Origin of the sequence: Vibrio sp. 1CM8B, from assembly GCF_023161685.1 — a bacterium.
GTDB lineage: Bacteria > Pseudomonadota > Gammaproteobacteria > Enterobacterales > Vibrionaceae > Vibrio > Vibrio coralliirubri.
Genome location: NZ_JALNTU010000001.1, coordinates 651,631 through 671,959 on the forward strand (window position 1 = coordinate 651,631; position 20,329 = coordinate 671,959).

Below are 20,329 nucleotides of genomic sequence, written 5' to 3' on the forward strand. Positions count from 1 at the left end.
TTTCATAACTGAAAATAAATCCGTTTTCGATGGACAACTAAAAAATTGTATCTTGTTACAACTCTGTTGCTTAACGAATGAGAGGCTGAGTCCATGTTTTATAAAATAAAACATCCTTCAGTAGGAAAATCTCACAAGTGAAAATTCACGACATGAAGTTATGAAAAGGTGCGACAAACTATAAGAAAATACTGTGGATTGAAGCAGAATCACAAAGTGAAGTCTGTTGAGTGAGCGAGGTCGATCGAAGAGTAAACTTGAAGGCGAATGCTGTTCTGAGTATGGAGAAGCGAGGTCTATCTTTTGAATTGTTCAGCTAGGGAAGCGCGTCGTTGTTGCATGACACTATGGGTATCACCAGTCGCAGTATCTTCGTAGCCTTCTTTAATAAATTGCTGAGATGGTACGCTTGGCTCTAGTCGCTTTAAGCGAGGCGAATCGTAAGTACCACTGATGGTGTAAACGGTGGTTCCAGAGCCAGTGTTGATCGTGACGATCTTACCGTCAAAATCGAATGAGGTAGTGATAAGACGATGATTCATCATCACACCGTTCTCTGAAAGTGTCAGGATATCGGTGTTGTAAGGTGGCGCCGCAATCTCTATCCATGTGCCATAGACGTTACTTGGGCTGACAGATTGCTGGTGGGCTTGGTAAGCAAAATAGCCGGCGGTGAGGGCAACCATAAAGCCAACTAATAGGAAGCCGTAGAGTAACGAGTTGGCAAATAGATCTCTGCTTTTAGTCGGCTTTTTTGCCATTATCTCTTCATTTTTCGACTGATATTGTTTTAGATTCTATTAACTAAAACCTTAGTTTGCAAAAATTGTTCTAAGAGTTAGAAGCAGGATCGAATGTTCTAATAAATGTGGTTGCGTTAGTGGTTTTTAGCCTTGCTCCTCAGTATTTACGCTATCAATGAAAGCGAATTCCAGAAATGCTTAAGCTATGCGTATTTATTTCTTGTAGGAAAGTCTCGAATTGGTTAAAACAATTATCACCTAAATTTACGCATAGGCTTACTCGGTGAGCTCAATAATTGCAATTTGAAGATAACAAGGAAGTACAATGATTAAAGAAAACACATACTTTGAAGGTGGCGTTAAGTCGTTAGCGTTTAACCAATCTGGTGCTGATGTGAGTGTTGGTGTAATGGCGGCTGGTGAGTACACTTTTGGTACTGCGGCTCCAGAAAAGATGACCGTTGTTAAAGGTGCTTTGATTGTAAAGCGTGTTGGCGATGATGATTGGACGACATACCAATCTGGTGAGTCTTTTGACGTTGCGGGTGATTCATCATTCGACCTACAGGTAAAAGAAGCGACGGCTTACCTGTGTGAGTACTTGTAATTAGATCTAAATTTGTTCAATCAGGGCATCGTTTGTCTCTGATTGAATAGAAAAAAACCACGCTCTAGGAGCGTGGTTAAATAAGTGATAGTAACCGGCAGTGGATAGTGTCACTTGTTTTTGTAGTCATCAAATGGATGACCAAATCGTTGTTCGTTGCAAAATCTCTTCAATCTTCAATCTTCAAAGCTCAAAGCTCAAAGCTCAAAGCTCTAAGCCAAGACATCAGTAAGTCTCAAACACACCGTTGTTGTAGTCTTGAATTGTCTGTTCAATCTCTTCCATCGAGTTCATGACAAACGGACCATAGTGCACAACAGGTTCATTAATCGGTTCGCCAGAAAAAATCAGTACCCCTGAATCTTCCAAGCTACTCAAAGACAGCAAGTCAGCTTTGGTGAGCAGGGCAAGTTGACCTTGGTTGATCACTTTGTCGCCGATCTTAATACTACCCTTGTACACGTAAGTCATGGCATTGTGATTAACATTAGTCCCTAACGTGACTTTTTGCCCAGAATGAGAGCGCCAATCCGCAACGCTTAATGGCACACCTGTTTTCTGTAATGGACCCTGCGCTCGTAAAGCCTCTGCATCATCGTCAGTTTGGTTGTACAGCTCAAACCCTCCGGCAATTACTCTTAACAAACCACTTTGTTCACTTTGATGCTCTGCGATGCTTTCACTTTGGAAATCGTGATACTGCGCTGGCTGCATTTTGTGTGTCGCAGGTTGGTTTATCCAAATCTGGAAACCATGCAGCGCACCTTCTTCCATCATTGGCATTTCACTGTGAATGACACCGCGGCCTGCGGCCATCCATTGCGCGCCACCGCTGCGTAGCTCTCCAACATTCCCCATATGGTCTTTGTGTTGGAAGTGACCTTGGAGCATGTAAGTGAGCGTTTCTATCCCACGGTGAGGATGTGGAGGAAAGCCGCCAACATAGTCTTTGCTTTCATCCGACTTAAGTTCATCAATCATTAAAAATGGAGAGAAACGTGCGTTATTAAAACCTGCGAGTCGTTGGATTTTGACGCCATCACCATCTGAGGTGGCATGTGCTGTAATCACATGATCTACTGCTCTTACATTCGTCATTTTGAAACCCTCATAAACTTGAATAGCTGTAGTTTATGTAATTTGATTTAAAAAGAAGATGGCACAGCGTTGAGTGACTTATTCGAAAATCTTGAACAGGTAACAATATGAAATTATGTCTATACTCAATAGAGAGTATATCGCCAAGGAGGCCGCTATGGCAGTTCAGCAAAAACATGGCGAAAGGCATAGTCGGATGGGTTTTGATAACGACTTTACAACGGAGCAAAGTCAGCGCTTTACAGAGGTTGCAAACAGCGCAGTTAAACGCCGCGTGAAAAAACGTGAGATAGAAGCGCCGTTTATTCAGTCAGCTAAGCAAGCCGCTTTTAAAACCGTGGTGAGGCGACCTAAAGGGAATAACCCAAACCGAACACGTCAAGTCATATGGATTATTATGATCGGGTTAGTGAGCCTTTGGCTTATGTACTTAGCAGGTTAGCAGCGCCGCTCCGTTATAGGAATGGCTAGCGTTGACGCGCTTTTAATAGCGTAACATTGTTCCCTTCGATCTTCGCTTCAAAGCAATCTTCAAGTTCAGATGAATCCGGTGCTGAGCTAACAACGCTCGTTGGTAGTTCTTCTATCAAAGTCGATACTGGGTTGTCGTGGTAATAAGCGTAGCGGTTTTTTCCTGAATGCTTGGCAACATACATCGCTTTATCAGCACATCTCGTCAGCTCATGTAATTCTTGGGCATCTTGCGGGTATAAAGCAACCCCAACACTTAATGTCAATTCTTTGATTCTCTCGTTTGTTTGGCAGCCGCTTTCGAACAGCCCGCAAATCCTATCTAGAATGCCGTCTAGATCTTTACGTGTAGGGATATCGTAGAGCATCAGAACAAACTCGTCTCCAGCAAAGCGCGCGATGGAATAATCGTATTCATGGCTTTTTCTGTCTCTGGTTCGAATGTTGTTGCTCAAGCGATTGGCAAAATGCTGTAAGACACTGTCTCCCACATCGTGCCCGTAGCTGTCGTTAATGCCTTTAAAGTCATCTATATCCAAAAAGACCAATGCCGTAAGTGACCGCTCACTATCGACTGTAGCTAGTTTTTCTGTCGCCCAGCGTTCAAAGCTCCAACGGTTTGCCAAGCCAGTTAACTGATCTCTGTAAGCGAGATCTTCAATGCCTTCTTTATACAGACGCTGAATATAACTGACGGCTTTTGTGTAGTAATAGGCGGATGTGTGGCACACCAAGCTCATGGTAAACAGGCTAAGGACAAATCGGTGTGTGCTGTTAAATGGTAAAGAAAAGTTGCTAGGCATTGCTGTGATCAAGGTGCTGATGAACAGGCAAAACGAGGTGCTGAAGATAATGCCAATTCGGAAATCATTAATGAAAATGACCGCGGCTAGGATTGGGTAGAGCCAAAGTATGCGATCTGGGATGGCGTGACTGTACAAGAATAGGATGACGCCTTGTACTAGAAGAACACCACTCAGAATCAATTCGGAATATTCAGGATTGACGACTTTTCTTACATATAAAGCGTTAGAGATGGCAATGATGGCGAAGCACAATTCGAACATTGACAGCGTGTAATGCTGACCTTGGAAGTAAGCCCAAATATAGAAAATGAATAACGCAGCGGCAGTCAGTGAAAAGGAGTGGACAATTTTTTGCTTGCGGGTGGATCGTATGTCCGCCATTTCTTCTAGGTGTCTGCCGACGAGCCTTTTCATGTGATCTGTGCCAAAGTTTTTGATAATGGTGTTAATAGTAGATTAAATAACAAGCTATGCAGAGGTTTAGATGTCTATTTAGTGTGACTACTATCAAGGTTTCATATGAAAGACTGTTTAACCAATTCCAAATAGTGATGTATATCACCGATGGTGCTGGTCATCTCTAGAAGATTAGATTTAAGCATCAAACTTGTAACCGTTGTTTGATATCTACTTGCTTTCCAGTGAGTTACTCCACATAGTTTGTAAACGACCAAAATTAAGAAAGGCTCATTATGTTAATTACCTTTAGTTGTAAAGCTCATGCTAGCGTCACGATGTTTGGTGAAGTTGGCCTTCAGTTTATCAAGATGCTTGGGCATAGCGGTTCCATCCCAGGCGCTATGGATGCTTCAGAGGTTCCTAAAGCTCTGGATAATCTACGTGCTGCGATTGCAGCAGAGCAGAGCAAACCCGTAGAGCAAGAAAATACTGATGACGACAATGAAGAAGAGGTGGTTGAAGCGCCTGTTAATATCGGTAGCCGAGCGTTCCCACTGGTTGAATTATTAAAGGCCGCCATCAAGGATGAATGCGAAGTGATGTGGGAAGACGGTAGCGGCAAGCGACTGTAGTACGATTCGCGCGAAACGTAACAAGCCTATTGAATCTATTTTAATAAGAATGAATGTTGAACTAGTATCGGTCACACCATGGAGTTTTATGGTGATGAACCGATACTGGTGTTTTATTTGATCAGCGATTTAGAAGCTAATAACTAATAATTAATAACGAACCGCTCATAACGAAAAGCTAGCTGGCTTTGTTAAATCGAATCGATTGTATTTTCTTTTCACTACCATCTAGGTAAGCGTAACTTTCTAAGATCCAAAGTTGGCTATTGAGCATACCCAATTCAATGCGAACATCAGCACTATTTACACCCTCATAGATGACATCTTGGATGTTAGTTGGATAAAAATTGTAACGATTATTTTGAGATTGAGGCTCGCCAGCAAAGTTGACATTCACCTGGGTAGCTTGGTTAGTGACATCCATTTGGTAGCCTTGAGCTTCATCGTAAGAGAACTGAGCCGTTAGGTTGACTCCTTGTGAATTAGCTACGCTCACCTCTGCTTGACTAATGCTGTTCAGTTTTCCTGTCGACTCTAAGTCCGAGATAGTATCCAGAGTGTTAACGTGATTGTGGATAGTGACATCCCATTCGCCAATGAAATTATTGAGCTCTTCCCAATTTTGTTGCTTCGTCTCTGTGGGTGCTGTTGCTGTTACTGCTGCGGCGTTCACGTTGGTATGCGCAATGGCTTCGTTACGGCTATCGTGACGGATGTTGTCTCGATTACTTCTAATGTCGTTACCTGCACCTGCGACCCCGCCGGCTACTCCGCCGACAACGGCACTTTTCATTGCTAGCTCTGCATCACCAGTTAATGCACCTATCGTGAGTCCTAGCAGTGCGCCACCGACTGCGCCTTGCTTGGTGCTCGCATTGGGATCATCTTCACCGGGTGTCACACACCCAGCCAGTAGTGGAAGACTAATAGCAATCGCAAGTGATGATTTGACCATTGAATTCATAGTTGGAACCTAAAAATGTGTTTATAAAAGGATCCAAACTTTATCAATGCAATGTCAGGCAACCATTATGAATAATGCTTTGTTTGTTGCGAAGTGTTTCACTTGTTTCTGTTTGTTTACAAGGTTCGTCCGCCTTGAAATGAGAGACTTTTGTTATCGATATATCAATACATAACAGACCGTAAACAAAGTGATGCTGTTCACGCTTTCTTGACTCCCAATTCTGAACTAAGAATTTTTCCTAGTTATTCTAAGACCCTCTCTCATGCGGTCGATTTTTAGACTCCTTATTATTTCCCTGTCAAATAACAAACAATGCATGGTCGCAATTATGCCGTGCAGACCTCATAAATAATAAGAGAGTTCACAATGTTAAAGTTCCTAGATCAGGTTCGAAAACCGACGCTGGATCTTCCGGTCGAAACTAGAAGAAAAATGTGGTTTAAACCATTCCTACAATCTTACCTAGTCGTATTCATTGGTTATCTAACCATGTATTTGGTCCGTAAGAACTTCAATGTCGCGCAAAACGACATGATTTCTACTTATGGGTTATCGATGACGGATCTAGGTCTTATCGGTCTGGGTTTCTCTATCACTTACGGTATCGGTAAAACTGTTGTTTCCTATTATGCCGATGGTAAAAACACCAAGCAGTTCCTGCCATTTATGCTTGTCCTTTCTGGTATTGCCATGTTGGGCTTCAGCTTCAGTATGGGTGGCGGCAGCGCTAGCTTATTTTTGATGGTTGCCTTCTATGCGTTGAGTGGTTTCTTCCAAAGTACCGGCGGTCCTTCAAGCTACTCGACCATCACTAAATGGACGCCTCGTAACAAGCGTGGTTCTTATTTAGGCCTTTGGAATATGTCACATAACGTGGGTGGCGCAGGTGCGGCTGGTGTTGCTCTGTTCGGCGCTAACTACCTATTTGATGGCAACGTGATCGGTATGTTCGTGTTCCCATCAATCATTGCGATTGTGGTTGGCTTTATTGGTATGCGCTTTGGTAATGACTCTCCAGAAGCCTATGGTCTAGGTACGGTTGAAGAGTTGTTTGATGAAGAAGTCAGCGAAGAAGATACGGCTGCTGAAGAAAATCAAATGACTAAGAAAGAGATCTTTGTTGAATACATCCTAAAAAACAAAGTGATCTGGTTGCTCTGCTTCGCGAATATCTTCTTATACATTGTTCGTATCGGTATCGATCAATGGTCTACCGTTTATGCGTATCAAGAGCTAGGTCTATCAAAGGAAACGGCGATTTCAGGCTTCACTCTGTTTGAGGTTGGTGCACTGGTCGGTACGTTAATGTGGGGTTATCTGTCAGACCTTGCGAACGGACGCCGTGCTTTGGTTGCTTGTGTGTCGCTTGGCCTTATCATCGTTTCTCTAGAGTTCTATCAACATGCAACTAGTGAGTTCATGTACTTAGCATCATTGTTCGTACTTGGCTTCCTAGTGTTTGGTCCTCAGTTGCTGATTGGTGTTGCTGCAGTAGGTTTCGTGCCTAAGAAAGCAATCAGTGTTGCAGATGGTGTGAAAGGCACATTTGCTTACTTAATTGGTGACAGCTTTGCCAAACTTGGCCTAGGTATGATTGCAGACGGCACGCCTATTTTTGGCTTAACGGGTTGGAAAGGCACGTTCGCAGCGCTTGATACGTCAGCTGCCATTTGTATCGTGTTACTGCTCTTCGTTGCGGTTGCGGAAGAGAAGAAGATTCGCCACGCTAAGAAAATGCACTTAGCGTCTCAAAACGCGTAGCGAGTCTCACGTGCTTTATCTGATTAAAGCACGTGAGATCATACCAATCGTTAGTTCGATTCAGTATCATCTCTATCAATAAACTTAATTTTAGATAGCTCCTGTTGGGGCTATTTTTCTTTCTTACTCTTAATTCTGGTTAATATCATGATTAATGTTGCGCTTGTTGATGACCACGTCATTGTTCGATCTGGCTTTGCTCAATTACTCAGTCTTGAAGCTGATATTACGGTCGTGGGGGAATTCAACTCTGCGGCAGAAGCGCGCCTAGGATTGCCAAGCTGTCACCCTGATGTCGTGATCTTGGATATCTCAATGCAGGACGAAAGTGGCCTGAGCTTATTGGAAGAGATTCCATCTGGCATTGCCAGCATCATGTTGAGCGTTCATGACTCTCCGGCGATGGTTGAGAAGTCATTAGAGTTAGGAGCCAAAGGTTATCTCAGCAAGCGCTGTAGCCCTGATGAGTTAATCCAAGCCGTACACACGAGCGCAAATGGTGGCTGTTATCTCACGCCCGATATCGCTATAAAGCTTGCGACGCCCATGAAGAATAAAGCCTCTTTAAATCAGCTCACCCGCAGAGAAAGCGAAGTGTGTCAGCTATTGGCAACAGGGCTCGATGTAAAATCTATCGCTGTTGAGCTAGGGGTTAGCCATAAAACGGTGCATGTACACCGTGCCAATGCGATGGACAAACTCAATGTTAAGAATAACGTCGAGTTAGCTAAATTGTTTACACAAGACCAGTACTAATGCGTTCTTACCTAGCCACCTCCCTGTGTGGGATTTTTATGGCTGGCTGTGCATGGTTCTGTTTGTGGGTTATTGCCTTCTATTTCATTAATGACCCTGAGTTAGCCATTCTGCTTTTCCCATTTTCACTTCGATTGGGAATGACGCTGCACACTCGCACCCACTATTGGCCTGCTATCTATATTGCAGAGTGGGGGCTTGCGATCGCTTTAGCTTTACTGCTTGATGAGCCTCAATGGCTGACGATACTCATCGCTAGTGGGTTGAGTATTCCTGCCACTCTCATTGCTAAGCGTTATTATTCTGGTGACCAGAATCGTCACTTGTTAGTGATGGCGAGCTTAATCATGGTCACAGCATTTATTAACGTTGCCGTGGTGGGTTCTCATGTTCCGGCTGTTTACATGGTGTGGTTGGTGAGTATTACTGGCGGACTGATGCTGGTACCGATGTGTTATCTAGTCTGGAACTATCTATTCCAAAACAAGTGGGCGCCACTGAGCTCTTACTTAATCCATAATGTTGTAGAGTTCAAAATCCGGCATATCGCTTTATATAGTGTGTTGTTGGTGGCCAGTATTTTAATACAAACCAGTTTGCCTGATGAACTAAGGCGCTTCGCCCCGTTCTGTATGGCTATCCCTATTATCTTGCTCGCCGTTCGTTACGGATGGCAAGGCGCTCTGCTTGCAACAATGTTAAATAGTGTCGCGTTGATTGCAGCCCACAGCGGAACGTCAAAACTTGAAATTACCGATTTGCTCTTGTCTCTATCTGCTCAAACCATCACAGGTATACTGCTTGGTTTAGCGGTTCAAAAGCAGAAAGACCTCAACTCGAAATTGCGGAGCGAGCTCTCTAGGAATCAAAACCTTTCACGTCAGTTAGTGACGGCTGAAGAGTCGGTTCGTCGTGATATTGCGCGTGAGCTGCATGATGAAATCGGCCAAAACATCACGGCAATTCGTACTCAGGCAAGCATAATTAAACGCGTCGATGCCGCTGAAATGAGCGTTCGCTGTGCGGGTACGATTGAGTCATTGTCTTTGAATGTTTATGACACCACCAAACGACTTCTTACAAAGCTAAGACCTAAGATGTTGGACGATCTTGACCTAAAAGATTCCGTGGAACAGCTTATTCGAGAGATGGAGTTTTCGGATCACGGCGTTGATATCCAGTTAAATTGGCAAGGTGATTACTCGTGTTTGAGTGACACGCTCAAGGTCACGATCTTCAGGCTGTGCCAAGAATCTCTAAACAATGCCTCTAAATACGCCAACGCGAGCGAGATTAAAATTGAACTGATTTTAGGTGACCAAGCTGACCTTCGGATCACAGATAATGGCGTTGGTTTTACAGCGCAAGATCTTCTCAAAGGAATGGGTGTTCGCGGTATGCAAGAGCGTGTTCAGGCGCTCGGCGGCAAGATGACAATCAACGCTAATGGCTCATCTTCGGGTACCAATATCAGCGTTACATTACCTAAAGTGTGAGAACGAATATGTTTGGATTTCTGCGCTCAACAACGTCCAAGAGTCATGCTCTAACTGATGATGAGGTCAACCAGAGTTATCGCTACTGGCGTCTTCATATCATGATAGGAATGTATGTCGGCTATGCAGGTTTTTACTTCACTCGTAAAACCTTTAATTACGCTGCGCCTGCAATGATCACCGATCTTGGTTTGGACAAAGGCGATATCGGCTTAATTGGTACGCTCTTTTATCTTTCTTATGGCTTATCGAAATTTATCTCAGGCACGATATCGGATCGGTCGAACCCTCGTTACTTCATGGGGCTTGGCCTAATCGCGACTGGTCTGATAAACATCGCGTTTGGCTTTTCGAGTTCGTTAGCGGCTTTTATCTCGCTATGGGTACTGAATGCATGGTTCCAAGGTTGGGGCTGGCCATCGTGTTCCAAGTTATTGACGACTTGGTATTCTCGCTCCGAAAGAGGCTTTCGCTGGGCAATCTGGAATACAGCGCACAACGTTGGTGGAGCGCTTATCCCTATTCTTGTGGGTTATCTAACGCTGCAGTTCAGTTGGCGAGCTGGGTTTATCTGGCCGGGTGTGATTGGTGTTTTTATCGGTCTTATCGTTTGCTGGCGCTTACGTGACAAGCCCACCACCATGGGACTTCCGACGGTAGGGAAGTGGCGTAATGATCACCTGGAATTAGCGCAAGAGAGCCATGGGCAAGGGTTAAGCTATCGAGAGATCCTGAAAACTTATGTGTTCAGCAATAAGTACATTTGGTTGCTCGCCTTTAGCTATGTGTTGGTTTACATAGTAAGAACGGCAGTTAACGACTGGGGCAACTTATATCTCACCGAAGAACACGATTACAGTTTGATAAACGCCAACGCTGCGTTGTCTCTGTTCGAGATTGGTGGTTTTGTTGGTTCACTTGTTGCTGGATGGGGATCAGATAGGTTGTTTGGTGGTAACCGCGGCCCGATGAACATCCTGTTTGCGATTGGCATCTTCCTTTCGGTATCGGCTTTATGGCTTATGCCTTTAACCAACTTTGTGTTTCAAGCAGCTGGGCTGTTTTGTGTAGGCTTTTTTGTTTTTGGCCCTCAAATGCTTATTGGCATGGCGGCGGCGGAATGTTCACATAAAGACTCTGCCGGGGCGGCGACAGGTTTTGTTGGCTTGTTTGCTTATATGGGAGCAGCACTTTCTGGTTACCCATTAGCGCTCGTTCTAGAAACTTACGGTTGGAGTGGGTTCTTCATTACCATCTCCACTTGTGCGGCCGTTATTGGCTTGCTGCTACTGCCTTTCTTGCAAGCTCAATCACCTCAGAAAAGTGCAGAGGTTCGTTCTGGTTTTTAAGGATCTTTCTCGATAACAAGAGAGTCACTAGTGTCTGTATTCATATGCTTGTATCGCTGCTGTAACCAGTGTGATACAAGCCGCTATCTTATTCTCAGCGCTTTCTAAACGTGATATTCAAATGTGACTCTTTTCACGCTTTTCATCGTTCTCACCTGTTTCTAGGAATTTTTCCTATTGCGTCTAAGACCTCATCTCATGTGGGTTCTAGCTGCGCTCTGTAGTCTTTCTAATCATTTACGTTATTAGAAATCAGCTCTCTGAATTGTGTTCAAAGGGCTCACTATGGAAAACGCCATGTCATTCAGCCACTTCTCAGAACACTCATTTTTCCCAATGGAAAACACCATCCAAAATTATGCATGGGGGAGCATTTCTTCGATACGTGAACTGTTTGGCTTTAAGAATGAGTCACAAGAGCCGCAAGCGGAAGTTTGGATGGGAGCGCATCCGAAGGGCTGCTCAATGGTCAAGCTGGACCAACATTTAGTGCCTCTATCTGAGCTGATTAACAAGAACAAACCCGCTTATCTATCAAGCGATATTGCGCAGGAGTTCGGTGAACTGCCGTTCTTATTTAAGATCTTGGCAGCAGAAAAAGCGCTATCTGTTCAAGTTCACCCAAACAAGCAGCAAGCAGAGGTTGGTTTTGCAAGAGAAGAGCAAGCAAGAATCCCTCTAACAGCAGGGCATCGTAATTACAAAGACTCAAACCACAAGCCTGAATTGGTTTACGCGATCACTGAATATCAAGCAATGAATGGCTTTCGAGAATTCGATGAAATATTAGGGTTGTTCAGAAAGTTGGATTCGAGTGAGCTGGCTGGTTTGGTTGAAGAGTTTGGCAATAACCTTGATTCTTTAGGTTTAGAGGCGTTTTTCCGTGATTTGCTAACGCTAAATGACCAACGTAAACACCGAGCATTAGAGCAACTTCTGGCTTACGCTGCATCTCATCAAGACCAAGCTGAGTTTGCTTTGGTTACTGAGCTTAGTCAGCAGTACCCGAACGATATCGGTCTGTTTTGTGTTTTGCTGCTTAACTTGATCACACTGAAGCCAGGTGAAGCGATGTATTTGAATGCGAACACTCCGCATGCATACATCAAGGGAACTGGGCTCGAGATTATGGCCAATTCAGACAATGTGCTGAGAGCTGGCTTAACGCCAAAACACATTGATGTCGCTGAATTAGTGGCGTGTACAGAGTTTACGCCAATCCCGTTCGAACGCTTGTTGTTAGCTCCCTCAAAGTTAGGTCAGTGTGATCGTTATGATATCCCGGTCAGTGATTTCAATTTCAATATCTTTCATCGCCCTCAGCGAGAAGAAGTCATCACAAGCGGTGCTGAAATCTTAATGGCAATCGATGATGATTTATCGCTAATGAGTCAGAAAGGTGAGCATTTAACCCTTACTAAAGGGCAATCGGTATTTATCCCAGCCTATATTGGTCATTATGAATTGAGCAGTAAAGGACGAGTGGCTAGGGCGTTTAATTAGAGATGGTGTTTGTGGTCTAGATTGAGCTCCATCCCTACGAAGTTATCATCACTATCATCGCCGACTTGATAGCCAAGCGATTGATAAAAGTTAATAGCACGAGCATTACTTTTAAAACTCGATAGAGTCACTTGGCTTCGTTGCTCTTCCATGGTTCTCTTATGTATGAGAGCCATGACTTGCTTGCCAAGCGAACGACCTTGGTATTTAGGGAAAATGATCAGCAGGTGAATATGGTATGCGTTGTCATAAGGCTTAAAGCTGGCGAGTCCTACTCTTTTATTTTCGCGATATACCCAATGAAACCAAGATGGATGGTATTCGTTTAAAAGTCGTTGGCGTTGGAAGTTGTCATCCCAGCCGAAAATGTCATCTACGTGTATGAAAAGACCTTGTTTAACACACGCAAATAGTTCATCGAATTCAGAATTTGAAACACGTTGGAACTGTATATTTTCTTCTGTTATTGCCACTTTACTCGCTTCCTTATCAAACGCCTTTGAATAAGCAAACAGTAACATAATTGAAGAGGTAGGCTGCACTTAAGGTGCGGGTTGTTTTGATGCAAAAAAGCCACGCGTAGAGCGTGGCTTCTGAACTCAATAACAAGGATGTTCTATGCGTTAGTCGTTGTCTTCTGCTTCGATTTCACTCGTGATGTACTGGTTGTTAACCTTGTAAGCTTCAGCCTCAATACGTTGACCATGTAAAGTATGGAAACTTAGACCATCTTCATAGCGAGTGTTTTGGTTAACGTAGACAGTTTGATTGCCAGATTGCGTTTGAATGACAAAGCTCAATGCATCGTCATTTGTGCTCTGAACTTCACCTTCAAAATCAACGTCATTATTATTCCAATCTTGTGAATCATCGTCGTGTTCAAATTCGATTTCGGTAGCAACATTTTCGCCGTTGGCTTGTTTCGTTGTTACTTCAACTTCTGTACCTACGGTCAAGTTTGACTTATTGCCGTCTTCGTAACGAGTATTGTCATTGACAAGAAAGCGACCTTTGTAGCTTAAATCAAATGATGATTTGTCGTTAGCTACCCAAGTAATAATGCCTTCGATTTCAGTGTCATTATCGATTTCGTCAAAATCTTCGACTTCCACTTCATCTGCTTTCAATACAGAGCCTACCATTGAGCCTGTCACTTCAACCCAAAGACCGTTAGCTAATCTATTGCTGCTTCCATTGTTGTCGACATGGGCAATTGAATAATCAACACTTAGATTAGCACCAAGTTTGAAAGTCGATTCATTTAAATCGCTTATTAGCCCTTCAACTTCAACGGATTCAGTTAAGTTAGAGTACTCAAACTTAACAACAGACAATACTTTGTAACCTGCATTCGCTGTCGGTAAAGAAGAAACCATCACCCAATCACCATTTTCAATTTCACGTGACAGATCTGTAAAGGTCAATTCGATGCCATTGACTTTAAATGTGCCATTATTGTGGTTGGTGTCTGAAATAAGACCAACGATGGTCGGCTCAAGACCAACTTGAGTCCCGCCAGTGTGAGTTGAAGCGCTACGAGCAATAGATGAAATAGAGACCATCATGTTTTTTTCTAGGTCTGCAATTGCCACGTCTTCGCCTGCATAGTTCGCACTGTCTACTTGATAGCTATAGCCATTTACAACAATGGTGTTGCCAGAAACAGAGTCAATAGTACCTTGAACTGCTGATGGAGCTTGCGTGTTGTTATCGTTGCTTCCATTGCTATTACTGTCACTACCGCCACAGCCAGTTAGAATTAAACCGACAACCGAAATCAGCGCTAACTTTTTCATCTATATACTCTTTATTTAGTTTATTGAGGGTGTATCTTATAAACTCAAACGTGAAGCACTCGTGAAGAAAGGTGAAATAAATCGATGAAAGTTTTGATCGTTGATGACAGCCACAATGTTGCAGAAACCATTGCCGATTACCTAGAGTTAGAAGGGATGGTGATCGATTGTGCTTATCATGGTGAAGCGGCGTTGAAGTTAGCATCTGATAATTATTATGACGTGATTATCATGGATATCATGATGCCTAAATTAGACGGCATCTCCGCAGTTAGAAAGTTAAGAGAAGAGGTGCAGTGCCCTACGCCAATTCTATTTTTAACCGCTAAAGATAGGTTGGACGACAAAATTGCGGCTTTTCAAGCGGGCGGAGATGATTACTTGGTTAAGCCTTTCGCCATGCAAGAGCTCAGTTTAAGGCTCAACGCATTGGCAAGCCGAGGACCACGCCAAGATATCGGAAAGCTGAGTTTTGCTGATATTACTCTCAACTCGCAGACCGACGAGGTTTATCGAGAAGGGAGGCTTATTAAGTTGAGTCGAATCCAGTTAAAAATACTAAAAGTCCTTATGCGTCATGCGCCATCAATTGTTTCAAGAACTGAAGTTATTGATTCCGTTTGGGGTGATGAATCGCCAAGCAGTGATGCACTTCGAAGTCATATCTATGGACTGCGTAACGCGCTTGATAAAGGGTTTGAACATTCACGATTAGAGACTATTCATGGACAAGGTTACCGACTCAAAGCATAACGGTTTAAGCCACGGCGATTACCCGAGCATCTACCGAAAAATCCGTCGCAGCTTTGGTTTGATGACCTTGGTCATGTTCGGCCTTTTCTGGACAGTTATTTATATCGCTGAAAACCAGATGGAAGTGATCAGCCTGCACCACTGGCTAGACACTGAAGCTAATCGTTATACGTCAGAATATCAGTTGCTTGGCGAAGAAGCGCTGTTGCCGAATAAAAATGAGTTTTCAACCTATTGGAGTGAAAGAGAACTGCCCAATTGGTTAGCTCGGTACAAAGAGCCCGGTTTCTATGAACATCTGTTGGGTACGGAAGATAAACATTTTTACGTATTCGAACACCCGTCAGGCAAAGGGCTGATGTATATCTTGTTTCAAGATGACGCCGACGACTACCTCGACGAGTATGAATGGAGCCTCCACAACTACACCCTCATACTCGGTGGCTTAACCTCAATCTTCATGGTTTTGTATGGGATCTATGTTGTCCGCTCGCTGTCGAGGCCACTTAATCAGATAGAAAAGAAAATAGGGCAAATGCACCCTGAGCAGCCAAGTTTTGAAGTCGAGACGTCTTACGCTGAAACACGACATATTGAGCAAACACTTTTAGATTCAAAGAATCATATTTCAGGATTTTTTCAGCGGGAAGAGGAGTTCAATCGATTTGCATCTCACGAGCTACGGACCCCGATTATGGTGATTAAAGGGTCGGCTGATCTGCTAACTAAAGTACCCAATCAACCTCCTGTTGCGTTAAAAGCGATTAACCGCTTGCAAGAAGCGAGTGAACAGATGCGAGTGCTGACTGAAATGTTTTTGCTGCTTGGTAAAGAGAGTATCGATGAGCACCATTTCGGTCACTATGACCTGGTAGTCGAAGTTCAGAAGCAGCTGCTTGAAATGGCGCCTTTGTTTGCCAAGCAGGATGCGAGTTATAACCTAGACGTAAAAGGGACTGTCACTGTGTATGCGCCAGAGAGCTTTATTACTATTGTATTGAATAACTTAATTAAAAATGCGTTTAGCTACAGTGTTGGCGATGTTGGAATTGTGGTGACAGGTTCTCAATTAGTGATCACTAACCGTCATGATGGCAATGATACTTACAATGCAGGCTATGGTTGTGGTTTAGTGATTGTGCAACGAATCTGTGAGCGAATGGGTTGGAGTTTTGAAACTCAAGATGATGGGCTTCAATTCAGTACTTACTTAGACTTTTCAACGAATAATCAAGTTGGGTAGCAGGTAGTTTCGATTTCAAACAAAGAACTCTTTGAGAAGGAGAGCAGTGTGGCTAAGTTAGCCACACCAGCATATGAGTCGTTATACGATCTTAAGCGCGTGATGGCGTGTGAGTTGTTTGTGTAGCGAGTCTTTTAGCTCCATGCGTTCTACTTTGAGGTTGTGCATGCTGTCGTCATCGATAGGGCTGCCAGAGATTTCTAGCTGACGGATGTCGTAGTCGAGTTGGTGGTACTTCTGCATGTCTGCTTTGAATTTTTCGTCGTCGTGGTTGAGCTGAACAATGTCTAATTTAAGATCTGGGAAATCTAAGATAAAGGCATGGTTTTCATTGAGCATTGGCACTTCCTCACTTGTCTAATTAACTTCAGTATAGAGCCTATTTTTGAAGATAAATGTGTTCCTAAACACAAAGCCTTAAAGCGATCAAAAAAGGGCACAAACTCGTGGTATTATCCTCGAACTTGCGCTCTTTTGTATGTATATAGCTAACTATTTATAGTTATATGTTTAGAACTATAAGAGTTTAAAGCAGAAAGTTTACTTTGCTTTCTTGCCAGAGCGTTGCTGCTCTTTGTGTGCAAGCTTTTCTTTTTTGCGTTGCTCGATAAGGTGAGCAGCTTCGCCGCCTACGTGGGTTTCGCCACGAGCATTCGACAGTTGAACTTGCTTTTCACGTTCACGGAAACGGGCTTTTTGCTCGTCGCTGTGCTTATCAATACACTTAGGGCAGCTTACGCCTTTTTCGAAGTGTTCAGAGGCTTTGTCTTCGTCAGTGATTGGCAGGCGACACGCGTTACACACATCGTAACCGCTCTTTTCTAGCTGGTGGTTTACTGCAACACGACCATCAAATACATAGCAGTCGCCTTCCCACATGCTCTCTTCTTCAGGCACTTCTTCTAGGTACTTAAGAATGCCGCCTTCAAGGTGGTAAACCTCATCAAAGCCTTGCTCTTTCATGTAGGCTGTTGATTTTTCACAACGAATGCCGCCAGTACAGAACATCGCGACTTTCTTGTGTTTCTTAGGATCAAGGTTGTCTTCAACGTATTGAGGGAATTCACGGAAGGTTTCTGTGTTTGGGTTTACAGCATTTTTGAAGGTGCCGATGTCCACTTCGTAGTCGTTACGAGTATCAACCAGAATCACATCAGGATCAGAAATCAGTGCATTCCACTCGTTTGGTTTCACGTAAGTGCCGACAACGTGGCGTGGGTCGATGCCCTCAACGCCCATGGTTACGATCTCTTTCTTAAGCTTAACCTTGGTGCGGTTGAATGGTTGTTCTTCGTTGAATGATTCTTTGTAAACAACATCCGCCAAGCGAGAGTCTTGTTTGAACCATTGAAGAAGGGCGTCGATAGATTCGCGCTTACCTGCAACGGTGCCGTTGATACCTTCACTCGCAAGTAACAAAGTACCGCGGATTTGGTTGGCTTCTAACACGTCGGTTAGTGGCTGGCGAATTTCTTGGTAATCATCAAGTGCTACGAATTTATACAGAGCACATACAACATATTGAGACATGGTTTTTCCTTTCTGCGAGCTGGAACGTAAATCCAGAGCGGTTGCCTGTTGTGATCAGAACTGAGTATTTCAACTCGGTTCTGTCTTGTTGGCTTATTAAAATCAGGCGCAGTATAACCAAGGCGGTGCGGGACAAAAACCAACCAAACGTAGGGCTATATAACACCATTTTTGGTGTGGCTTTAGGTGTGGTGAAAAGGCCGTTATTTGATAAGGAATGTTAGCTCAAATAAGCAGTGGTGTTTTGTTGCCTATTGAATATTCGGCTAAGAACTTATGTAGTATCTCATCTCAATGAGTTGATGTTCTCCGACGATTTCCACTTCACGAATGAACTCAAAGCCGAACTTTTCATAGTAACCCTTTAGGTATTGATGGGCGTGGATTTCAATGACTTTGGCACCATGTTTAGAGGCGTGTTTTAGAAGTGCGCGAACAATTTTAGACGCGATACCAGATCCTCGATAAGGCTGCAGAACAGCAACACGTGCCATGGTTGAATGTCCTGATTCATCAATGTGCAAGCGTGCCGTCGCGATTAAATTATTTTCATCGGTGATGAGTGCATGATGTGAGACAGGATCGAGCCCATCAAGATCCAACGCATGGGGAATACCTTGTTCAACAACGAATACTTGATGACGAATGGACTGTGCTTTCGTTATCAATTCTGGGTTGTTACCAATCACCAATTCCATTTCATTGCTCCATGCTGTTAACGAATGTTTTTAAAATGCCCTATTTTTGAGGGGCTGTACGCTTGTGATTTGCCTTTAAACTAAGGCTTTTGAATAGCTGATTGTCTCAATATCAATGATCTCTACGGTCAGCGAAGCATTGTTTAATGGAAGAGTCAGTAATTGATCCAAAATGGACTTGGAGAGCATCGCTTTAACGCTTTCGTTACGCCCAGACAAAATACGCACAGAGACATGCACGAAGTCTTCTTTTACTTCACCGGTTTGGTAATGCTGATAGGCAAGGCTGCGTACTTTGATGTCTTCCCCTATTGGTGAGAACAACTGAGATTCCATTGCGCCGAGAAACACTTGTTGGTTGAGTTGCTGACCATCAATAGTGGATGAGTGTTCGATAATACAATGCGGCAAATTGATGTCCTTTCTGTGCTTTATGGAGACCTAAAATTAAGGCCAATGTGACTCTCTTGTTGAGAATGACATTGGCCTTTAATGCTGACTTATGACGGCTTTCTCGGTAATAAGCCGATCAGGCAGTCACCAAAGCGGTCAGTCTAGTCAGCGATTACGCTTGGTTAAGTACTTCTGTTAAGCGTTTTACCGCTTCCGTCAATTCTTCTGGATTGGCATTAGTGAAGTTTAAGCGCAGTGCGGCTTTGGCTTCATCGGCCTTTGGATAAAATACTGGGCTTGGTACAACCGCTACACCATTCGATAGTAGAGTTTTAGCCAATTCGAAGGTGTCGCACTCTGGGATCTCAACCCAAATGAACATCCCGCCATCTACGGCTTTCAGTACACAGTCAGCAGGCAGTTGTTTCTCTAGCTCTGAGAACAGCACCTCATAACGAGACTTGTACAGGGTGCGAATGTTTTCCATGTGTACGCCAAAGTCTTCATGTTTTAGAAGACCAACAAGCAGTGCTTGCATTGGTACACTTGAGTGTAAATCCGCGCCTTGCTTCACTTTGATCAGTGGTTCAAGGTAGCTGCGTTTGCCTGTTACTGCGCCAATACGTAAACCTGGCGATGCGATCTTAGAGAATGAACGAAGAACGATAGAGTTGTCAGGGCAGAACGAAGAAACCAACGGCAGTTCTGTACCTGTGAAACGTAGCTCACGGTATGGCGCATCTTCAATGAATGCCACGTTGTATTTGATACACAGCTCAGCCACTTTTTGACGAGTTTCTGTTGCCCAGCACACGCCGGTTGGGTTGTGGAAATCAGGAACGGCATAGAACATCTTCGGTGATTGCTGTGCAAAGCACGTTTCCAGTTCATCTAGGTTCGGGCCAAATTCAGTTTGAGACACGGTCGCAATGTTTGCTTGAACTAGGCCAAACACCTGCATCGCACCTAAATAGCTTGGCGCTTCCATCACAACCACATCACCCGGGTCGACATATGCACGCGCAATCAAATCCAAACCTTGCTGAGAGCCAGTACAAATCATTGCCGTGTGTGACTCCGGCAATTGGTAGCTTTGTGTTAGGTGGTCAAGCAACGGGCCGTAACCGGCAGTAGAACCGTATTGGAAAACTTCAGGCATGTTCGCTAGGTTTTCTAGCGTTGGCTTCATTAAATCGATAGGGAATGTTTTCTCGTCCGGTAAACCACCGGCCAATGAGATGACATTTGGATCACTTGCGGCTGCGAGGATCTCTCGAATGTATGAAGATTGAATCTGTTGTAATGACTGTGCGATTTCCATGTGTTGT

At 43.8% G+C, this 20,329-nt stretch carries 21 protein-coding genes; 10 read left to right on the forward strand and 11 right to left on the reverse strand.

Going from position 1 to position 20,329, the window contains the following annotated elements:
• Positions 1-296 precede the first annotated feature (296 nt).
• Positions 297-761, reverse strand: coding sequence for a DUF2850 domain-containing protein (locus MSG36_RS02790; protein WP_059018030.1), 465 nt, complete (start codon positions 759-761; stop codon positions 297-299).
• Positions 762-1,068: 307 nt separating this feature from the next.
• On the opposite strand from MSG36_RS02790, the gene MSG36_RS02795 reads away from it, so the two are divergent.
• The gene (locus MSG36_RS02795) at positions 1,069-1,350 is read left to right on the forward strand and encodes a pyrimidine/purine nucleoside phosphorylase (RefSeq protein WP_017057600.1); all 282 of its coding nucleotides are present in this window, start codon (positions 1,069-1,071) and stop codon (positions 1,348-1,350) included.
• A 225-nt stretch (positions 1,351-1,575) separates the two neighbouring features.
• Here the strand turns inward: MSG36_RS02795 and MSG36_RS02800 are convergent, their stop codons facing one another.
• A complete protein-coding gene (locus MSG36_RS02800) occupies positions 1,576-2,448 on the reverse strand; it encodes a pirin family protein (protein WP_248366112.1) in 873 nt (290 codons plus the stop codon).
• A gap of 157 nt (positions 2,449-2,605) precedes the next feature.
• On the opposite strand from MSG36_RS02800, the gene MSG36_RS02805 reads away from it, so the two are divergent.
• Entirely contained in the window at positions 2,606-2,890 is a 285-nt protein-coding gene (locus MSG36_RS02805; RefSeq protein ID WP_059018034.1) for a hypothetical protein, read from the forward strand.
• A gap of 25 nt (positions 2,891-2,915) precedes the next feature.
• On the opposite strand, the gene MSG36_RS02810 is transcribed toward MSG36_RS02805, so the two are convergent.
• Entirely contained in the window at positions 2,916-4,106 is a 1,191-nt protein-coding gene (locus MSG36_RS02810) for a GGDEF domain-containing protein (protein WP_248366386.1), read from the reverse strand.
• A gap of 311 nt (positions 4,107-4,417) precedes the next feature.
• Here MSG36_RS02810 and MSG36_RS02815 point away from each other — a divergent pair, with 311 nt between their 5' ends.
• Entirely contained in the window at positions 4,418-4,756 is a 339-nt protein-coding gene (locus tag MSG36_RS02815; protein WP_050643617.1) for a DUF1840 domain-containing protein, read from the forward strand.
• A 178-nt stretch (positions 4,757-4,934) separates the two neighbouring features.
• Here the strand turns inward: MSG36_RS02815 and MSG36_RS02820 are convergent, their stop codons facing one another.
• A complete protein-coding gene (locus MSG36_RS02820; protein WP_248366114.1) occupies positions 4,935-5,720 on the reverse strand; it encodes a hypothetical protein in 786 nt (261 codons plus the stop codon).
• A gap of 369 nt (positions 5,721-6,089) precedes the next feature.
• Between MSG36_RS02820 and uhpT the strand changes: the two genes are divergently transcribed.
• The 5 genes from uhpT to manA all read left to right on the forward strand — a co-directional run bounded on the left by uhpT (position 6,090) and on the right by manA (position 12,588).
• The gene (uhpT, locus tag MSG36_RS02825; RefSeq protein WP_048610001.1) at positions 6,090-7,484 is read left to right on the forward strand and encodes a hexose-6-phosphate:phosphate antiporter; all 1,395 of its coding nucleotides are present in this window, start codon (positions 6,090-6,092) and stop codon (positions 7,482-7,484) included.
• A gap of 147 nt (positions 7,485-7,631) precedes the next feature.
• Positions 7,632-8,240 carry a transcriptional regulator UhpA gene (gene uhpA, locus MSG36_RS02830; RefSeq protein WP_017061545.1) on the forward strand — a complete coding sequence of 203 codons (609 nt, stop codon included), beginning with the start codon at positions 7,632-7,634 and terminating at the stop codon, positions 8,238-8,240.
• Complete coding sequence (uhpB, locus tag MSG36_RS02835) at positions 8,240-9,736, forward strand: signal transduction histidine-protein kinase/phosphatase UhpB (RefSeq protein ID WP_282452174.1); 1,497 nt, start codon at positions 8,240-8,242, stop codon at positions 9,734-9,736. Before uhpA ends, uhpB begins: the two co-directional genes overlap by 1 nt.
• Before the next feature lie 8 nt (positions 9,737-9,744).
• Positions 9,745-11,085, forward strand: coding sequence for an MFS transporter (locus tag MSG36_RS02840; protein WP_248366117.1), 1,341 nt, complete (start codon positions 9,745-9,747; stop codon positions 11,083-11,085).
• 297 nt (positions 11,086-11,382) lie between these two features.
• A complete protein-coding gene (manA, locus tag MSG36_RS02845; RefSeq protein ID WP_248366392.1) occupies positions 11,383-12,588 on the forward strand; it encodes a mannose-6-phosphate isomerase, class I in 1,206 nt (401 codons plus the stop codon).
• Here the strand turns inward: manA and MSG36_RS02850 are convergent.
• Together MSG36_RS02850 and MSG36_RS02855 are read right to left on the reverse strand one after the other, a co-directional pair.
• Positions 12,585-13,109, reverse strand: a complete 525-nt coding sequence (locus MSG36_RS02850) for a GNAT family N-acetyltransferase (protein ID WP_248366120.1) — start codon at positions 13,107-13,109, stop codon at positions 12,585-12,587. The genes manA and MSG36_RS02850 overlap by 4 nt on opposite strands.
• Positions 13,110-13,211: 102 nt before the next feature.
• A complete protein-coding gene (locus MSG36_RS02855) occupies positions 13,212-14,384 on the reverse strand; it encodes a DUF5666 domain-containing protein (RefSeq protein ID WP_248366122.1) in 1,173 nt (390 codons plus the stop codon).
• A gap of 84 nt (positions 14,385-14,468) precedes the next feature.
• On the opposite strand from MSG36_RS02855, the gene MSG36_RS02860 reads away from it, so the two are divergent.
• Both MSG36_RS02860 and MSG36_RS02865 read left to right on the forward strand, forming a co-directional pair.
• On the forward strand, positions 14,469-15,137 hold the full coding sequence (locus MSG36_RS02860) for a response regulator transcription factor (RefSeq protein ID WP_050651245.1): 669 nt from the start codon (positions 14,469-14,471) through the stop codon (positions 15,135-15,137).
• On the forward strand, positions 15,109-16,380 hold the full coding sequence (locus tag MSG36_RS02865; RefSeq protein ID WP_248366124.1) for a HAMP domain-containing sensor histidine kinase: 1,272 nt from the start codon (positions 15,109-15,111) through the stop codon (positions 16,378-16,380). Before MSG36_RS02860 ends, MSG36_RS02865 begins: the two co-directional genes overlap by 29 nt.
• A gap of 81 nt (positions 16,381-16,461) precedes the next feature.
• Here MSG36_RS02865 and MSG36_RS02870 read toward each other — a convergent pair whose 3' ends face one another.
• The 5 genes from MSG36_RS02870 to MSG36_RS02890 form a co-directional block, all read right to left on the reverse strand.
• Entirely contained in the window at positions 16,462-16,719 is a 258-nt protein-coding gene (locus tag MSG36_RS02870) for a YdcH family protein (RefSeq protein ID WP_009846137.1), read from the reverse strand.
• A gap of 201 nt (positions 16,720-16,920) precedes the next feature.
• The gene (locus tag MSG36_RS02875; RefSeq protein WP_048613324.1) at positions 16,921-17,910 is read right to left on the reverse strand and encodes a rhodanese-related sulfurtransferase; all 990 of its coding nucleotides are present in this window, start codon (positions 17,908-17,910) and stop codon (positions 16,921-16,923) included.
• A 266-nt stretch (positions 17,911-18,176) separates the two neighbouring features.
• On the reverse strand, positions 18,177-18,608 hold the full coding sequence (locus tag MSG36_RS02880; protein WP_248366126.1) for a GNAT family N-acetyltransferase: 432 nt from the start codon (positions 18,606-18,608) through the stop codon (positions 18,177-18,179).
• A gap of 75 nt (positions 18,609-18,683) precedes the next feature.
• Positions 18,684-19,019 (reverse strand): 5-carboxymethyl-2-hydroxymuconate isomerase, encoded by a 336-nt coding sequence (locus MSG36_RS02885; RefSeq protein ID WP_248366128.1) that lies wholly within the window; start codon positions 19,017-19,019, stop codon positions 18,684-18,686.
• A 154-nt stretch (positions 19,020-19,173) separates the two neighbouring features.
• On the reverse strand, positions 19,174-20,322 hold the full coding sequence (locus tag MSG36_RS02890) for a PLP-dependent aminotransferase family protein (protein ID WP_248366130.1): 1,149 nt from the start codon (positions 20,320-20,322) through the stop codon (positions 19,174-19,176).
• Positions 20,323-20,329: the final 7 nt, after the last annotated feature.

Coding starts and splice junctions, on each gene's coding strand:
- MSG36_RS02880 (WP_248366126.1), bottom strand. CDS start 18,608: ATGGAATTGGTGATTGGTAACAACCCAGAATTGATAACGAAAGCACAG.
- MSG36_RS02800 (WP_248366112.1), bottom strand. CDS start 2,448: ATGACGAATGTAAGAGCAGTAGATCATGTGATTACAGCACATGCCACC.
- MSG36_RS02875 (WP_048613324.1), bottom strand. CDS start 17,910: ATGTCTCAATATGTTGTATGTGCTCTGTATAAATTCGTAGCACTTGAT.
- MSG36_RS02860 (WP_050651245.1), top strand. CDS start 14,469: ATGAAAGTTTTGATCGTTGATGACAGCCACAATGTTGCAGAAACCATT.
- MSG36_RS02790 (WP_059018030.1), bottom strand. CDS start 761: ATGGCAAAAAAGCCGACTAAAAGCAGAGATCTATTTGCCAACTCGTTA.
- MSG36_RS02865 (WP_248366124.1), top strand. CDS start 15,109: ATGGACAAGGTTACCGACTCAAAGCATAACGGTTTAAGCCACGGCGAT.
- uhpA (WP_017061545.1), top strand. CDS start 7,632: ATGATTAATGTTGCGCTTGTTGATGACCACGTCATTGTTCGATCTGGC.
- MSG36_RS02820 (WP_248366114.1), bottom strand. CDS start 5,720: ATGAATTCAATGGTCAAATCATCACTTGCGATTGCTATTAGTCTTCCA.
- MSG36_RS02810 (WP_248366386.1), bottom strand. CDS start 4,106: ATGGCGGACATACGATCCACCCGCAAGCAAAAAATTGTCCACTCCTTT.
- MSG36_RS02850 (WP_248366120.1), bottom strand. CDS start 13,109: ATGTTACTGTTTGCTTATTCAAAGGCGTTTGATAAGGAAGCGAGTAAA.
- MSG36_RS02855 (WP_248366122.1), bottom strand. CDS start 14,384: ATGAAAAAGTTAGCGCTGATTTCGGTTGTCGGTTTAATTCTAACTGGC.
- uhpT (WP_048610001.1), top strand. CDS start 6,090: ATGTTAAAGTTCCTAGATCAGGTTCGAAAACCGACGCTGGATCTTCCG.
- MSG36_RS02890 (WP_248366130.1), bottom strand. CDS start 20,322: ATGGAAATCGCACAGTCATTACAACAGATTCAATCTTCATACATTCGA.
- MSG36_RS02805 (WP_059018034.1), top strand. CDS start 2,606: ATGGCAGTTCAGCAAAAACATGGCGAAAGGCATAGTCGGATGGGTTTT.
- MSG36_RS02870 (WP_009846137.1), bottom strand. CDS start 16,719: ATGCTCAATGAAAACCATGCCTTTATCTTAGATTTCCCAGATCTTAAA.
- MSG36_RS02840 (WP_248366117.1), top strand. CDS start 9,745: ATGTTTGGATTTCTGCGCTCAACAACGTCCAAGAGTCATGCTCTAACT.
- MSG36_RS02795 (WP_017057600.1), top strand. CDS start 1,069: ATGATTAAAGAAAACACATACTTTGAAGGTGGCGTTAAGTCGTTAGCG.
- MSG36_RS02815 (WP_050643617.1), top strand. CDS start 4,418: ATGTTAATTACCTTTAGTTGTAAAGCTCATGCTAGCGTCACGATGTTT.
- uhpB (WP_282452174.1), top strand. CDS start 8,240: ATGCGTTCTTACCTAGCCACCTCCCTGTGTGGGATTTTTATGGCTGGC.
- manA (WP_248366392.1), top strand. CDS start 11,383: ATGTCATTCAGCCACTTCTCAGAACACTCATTTTTCCCAATGGAAAAC.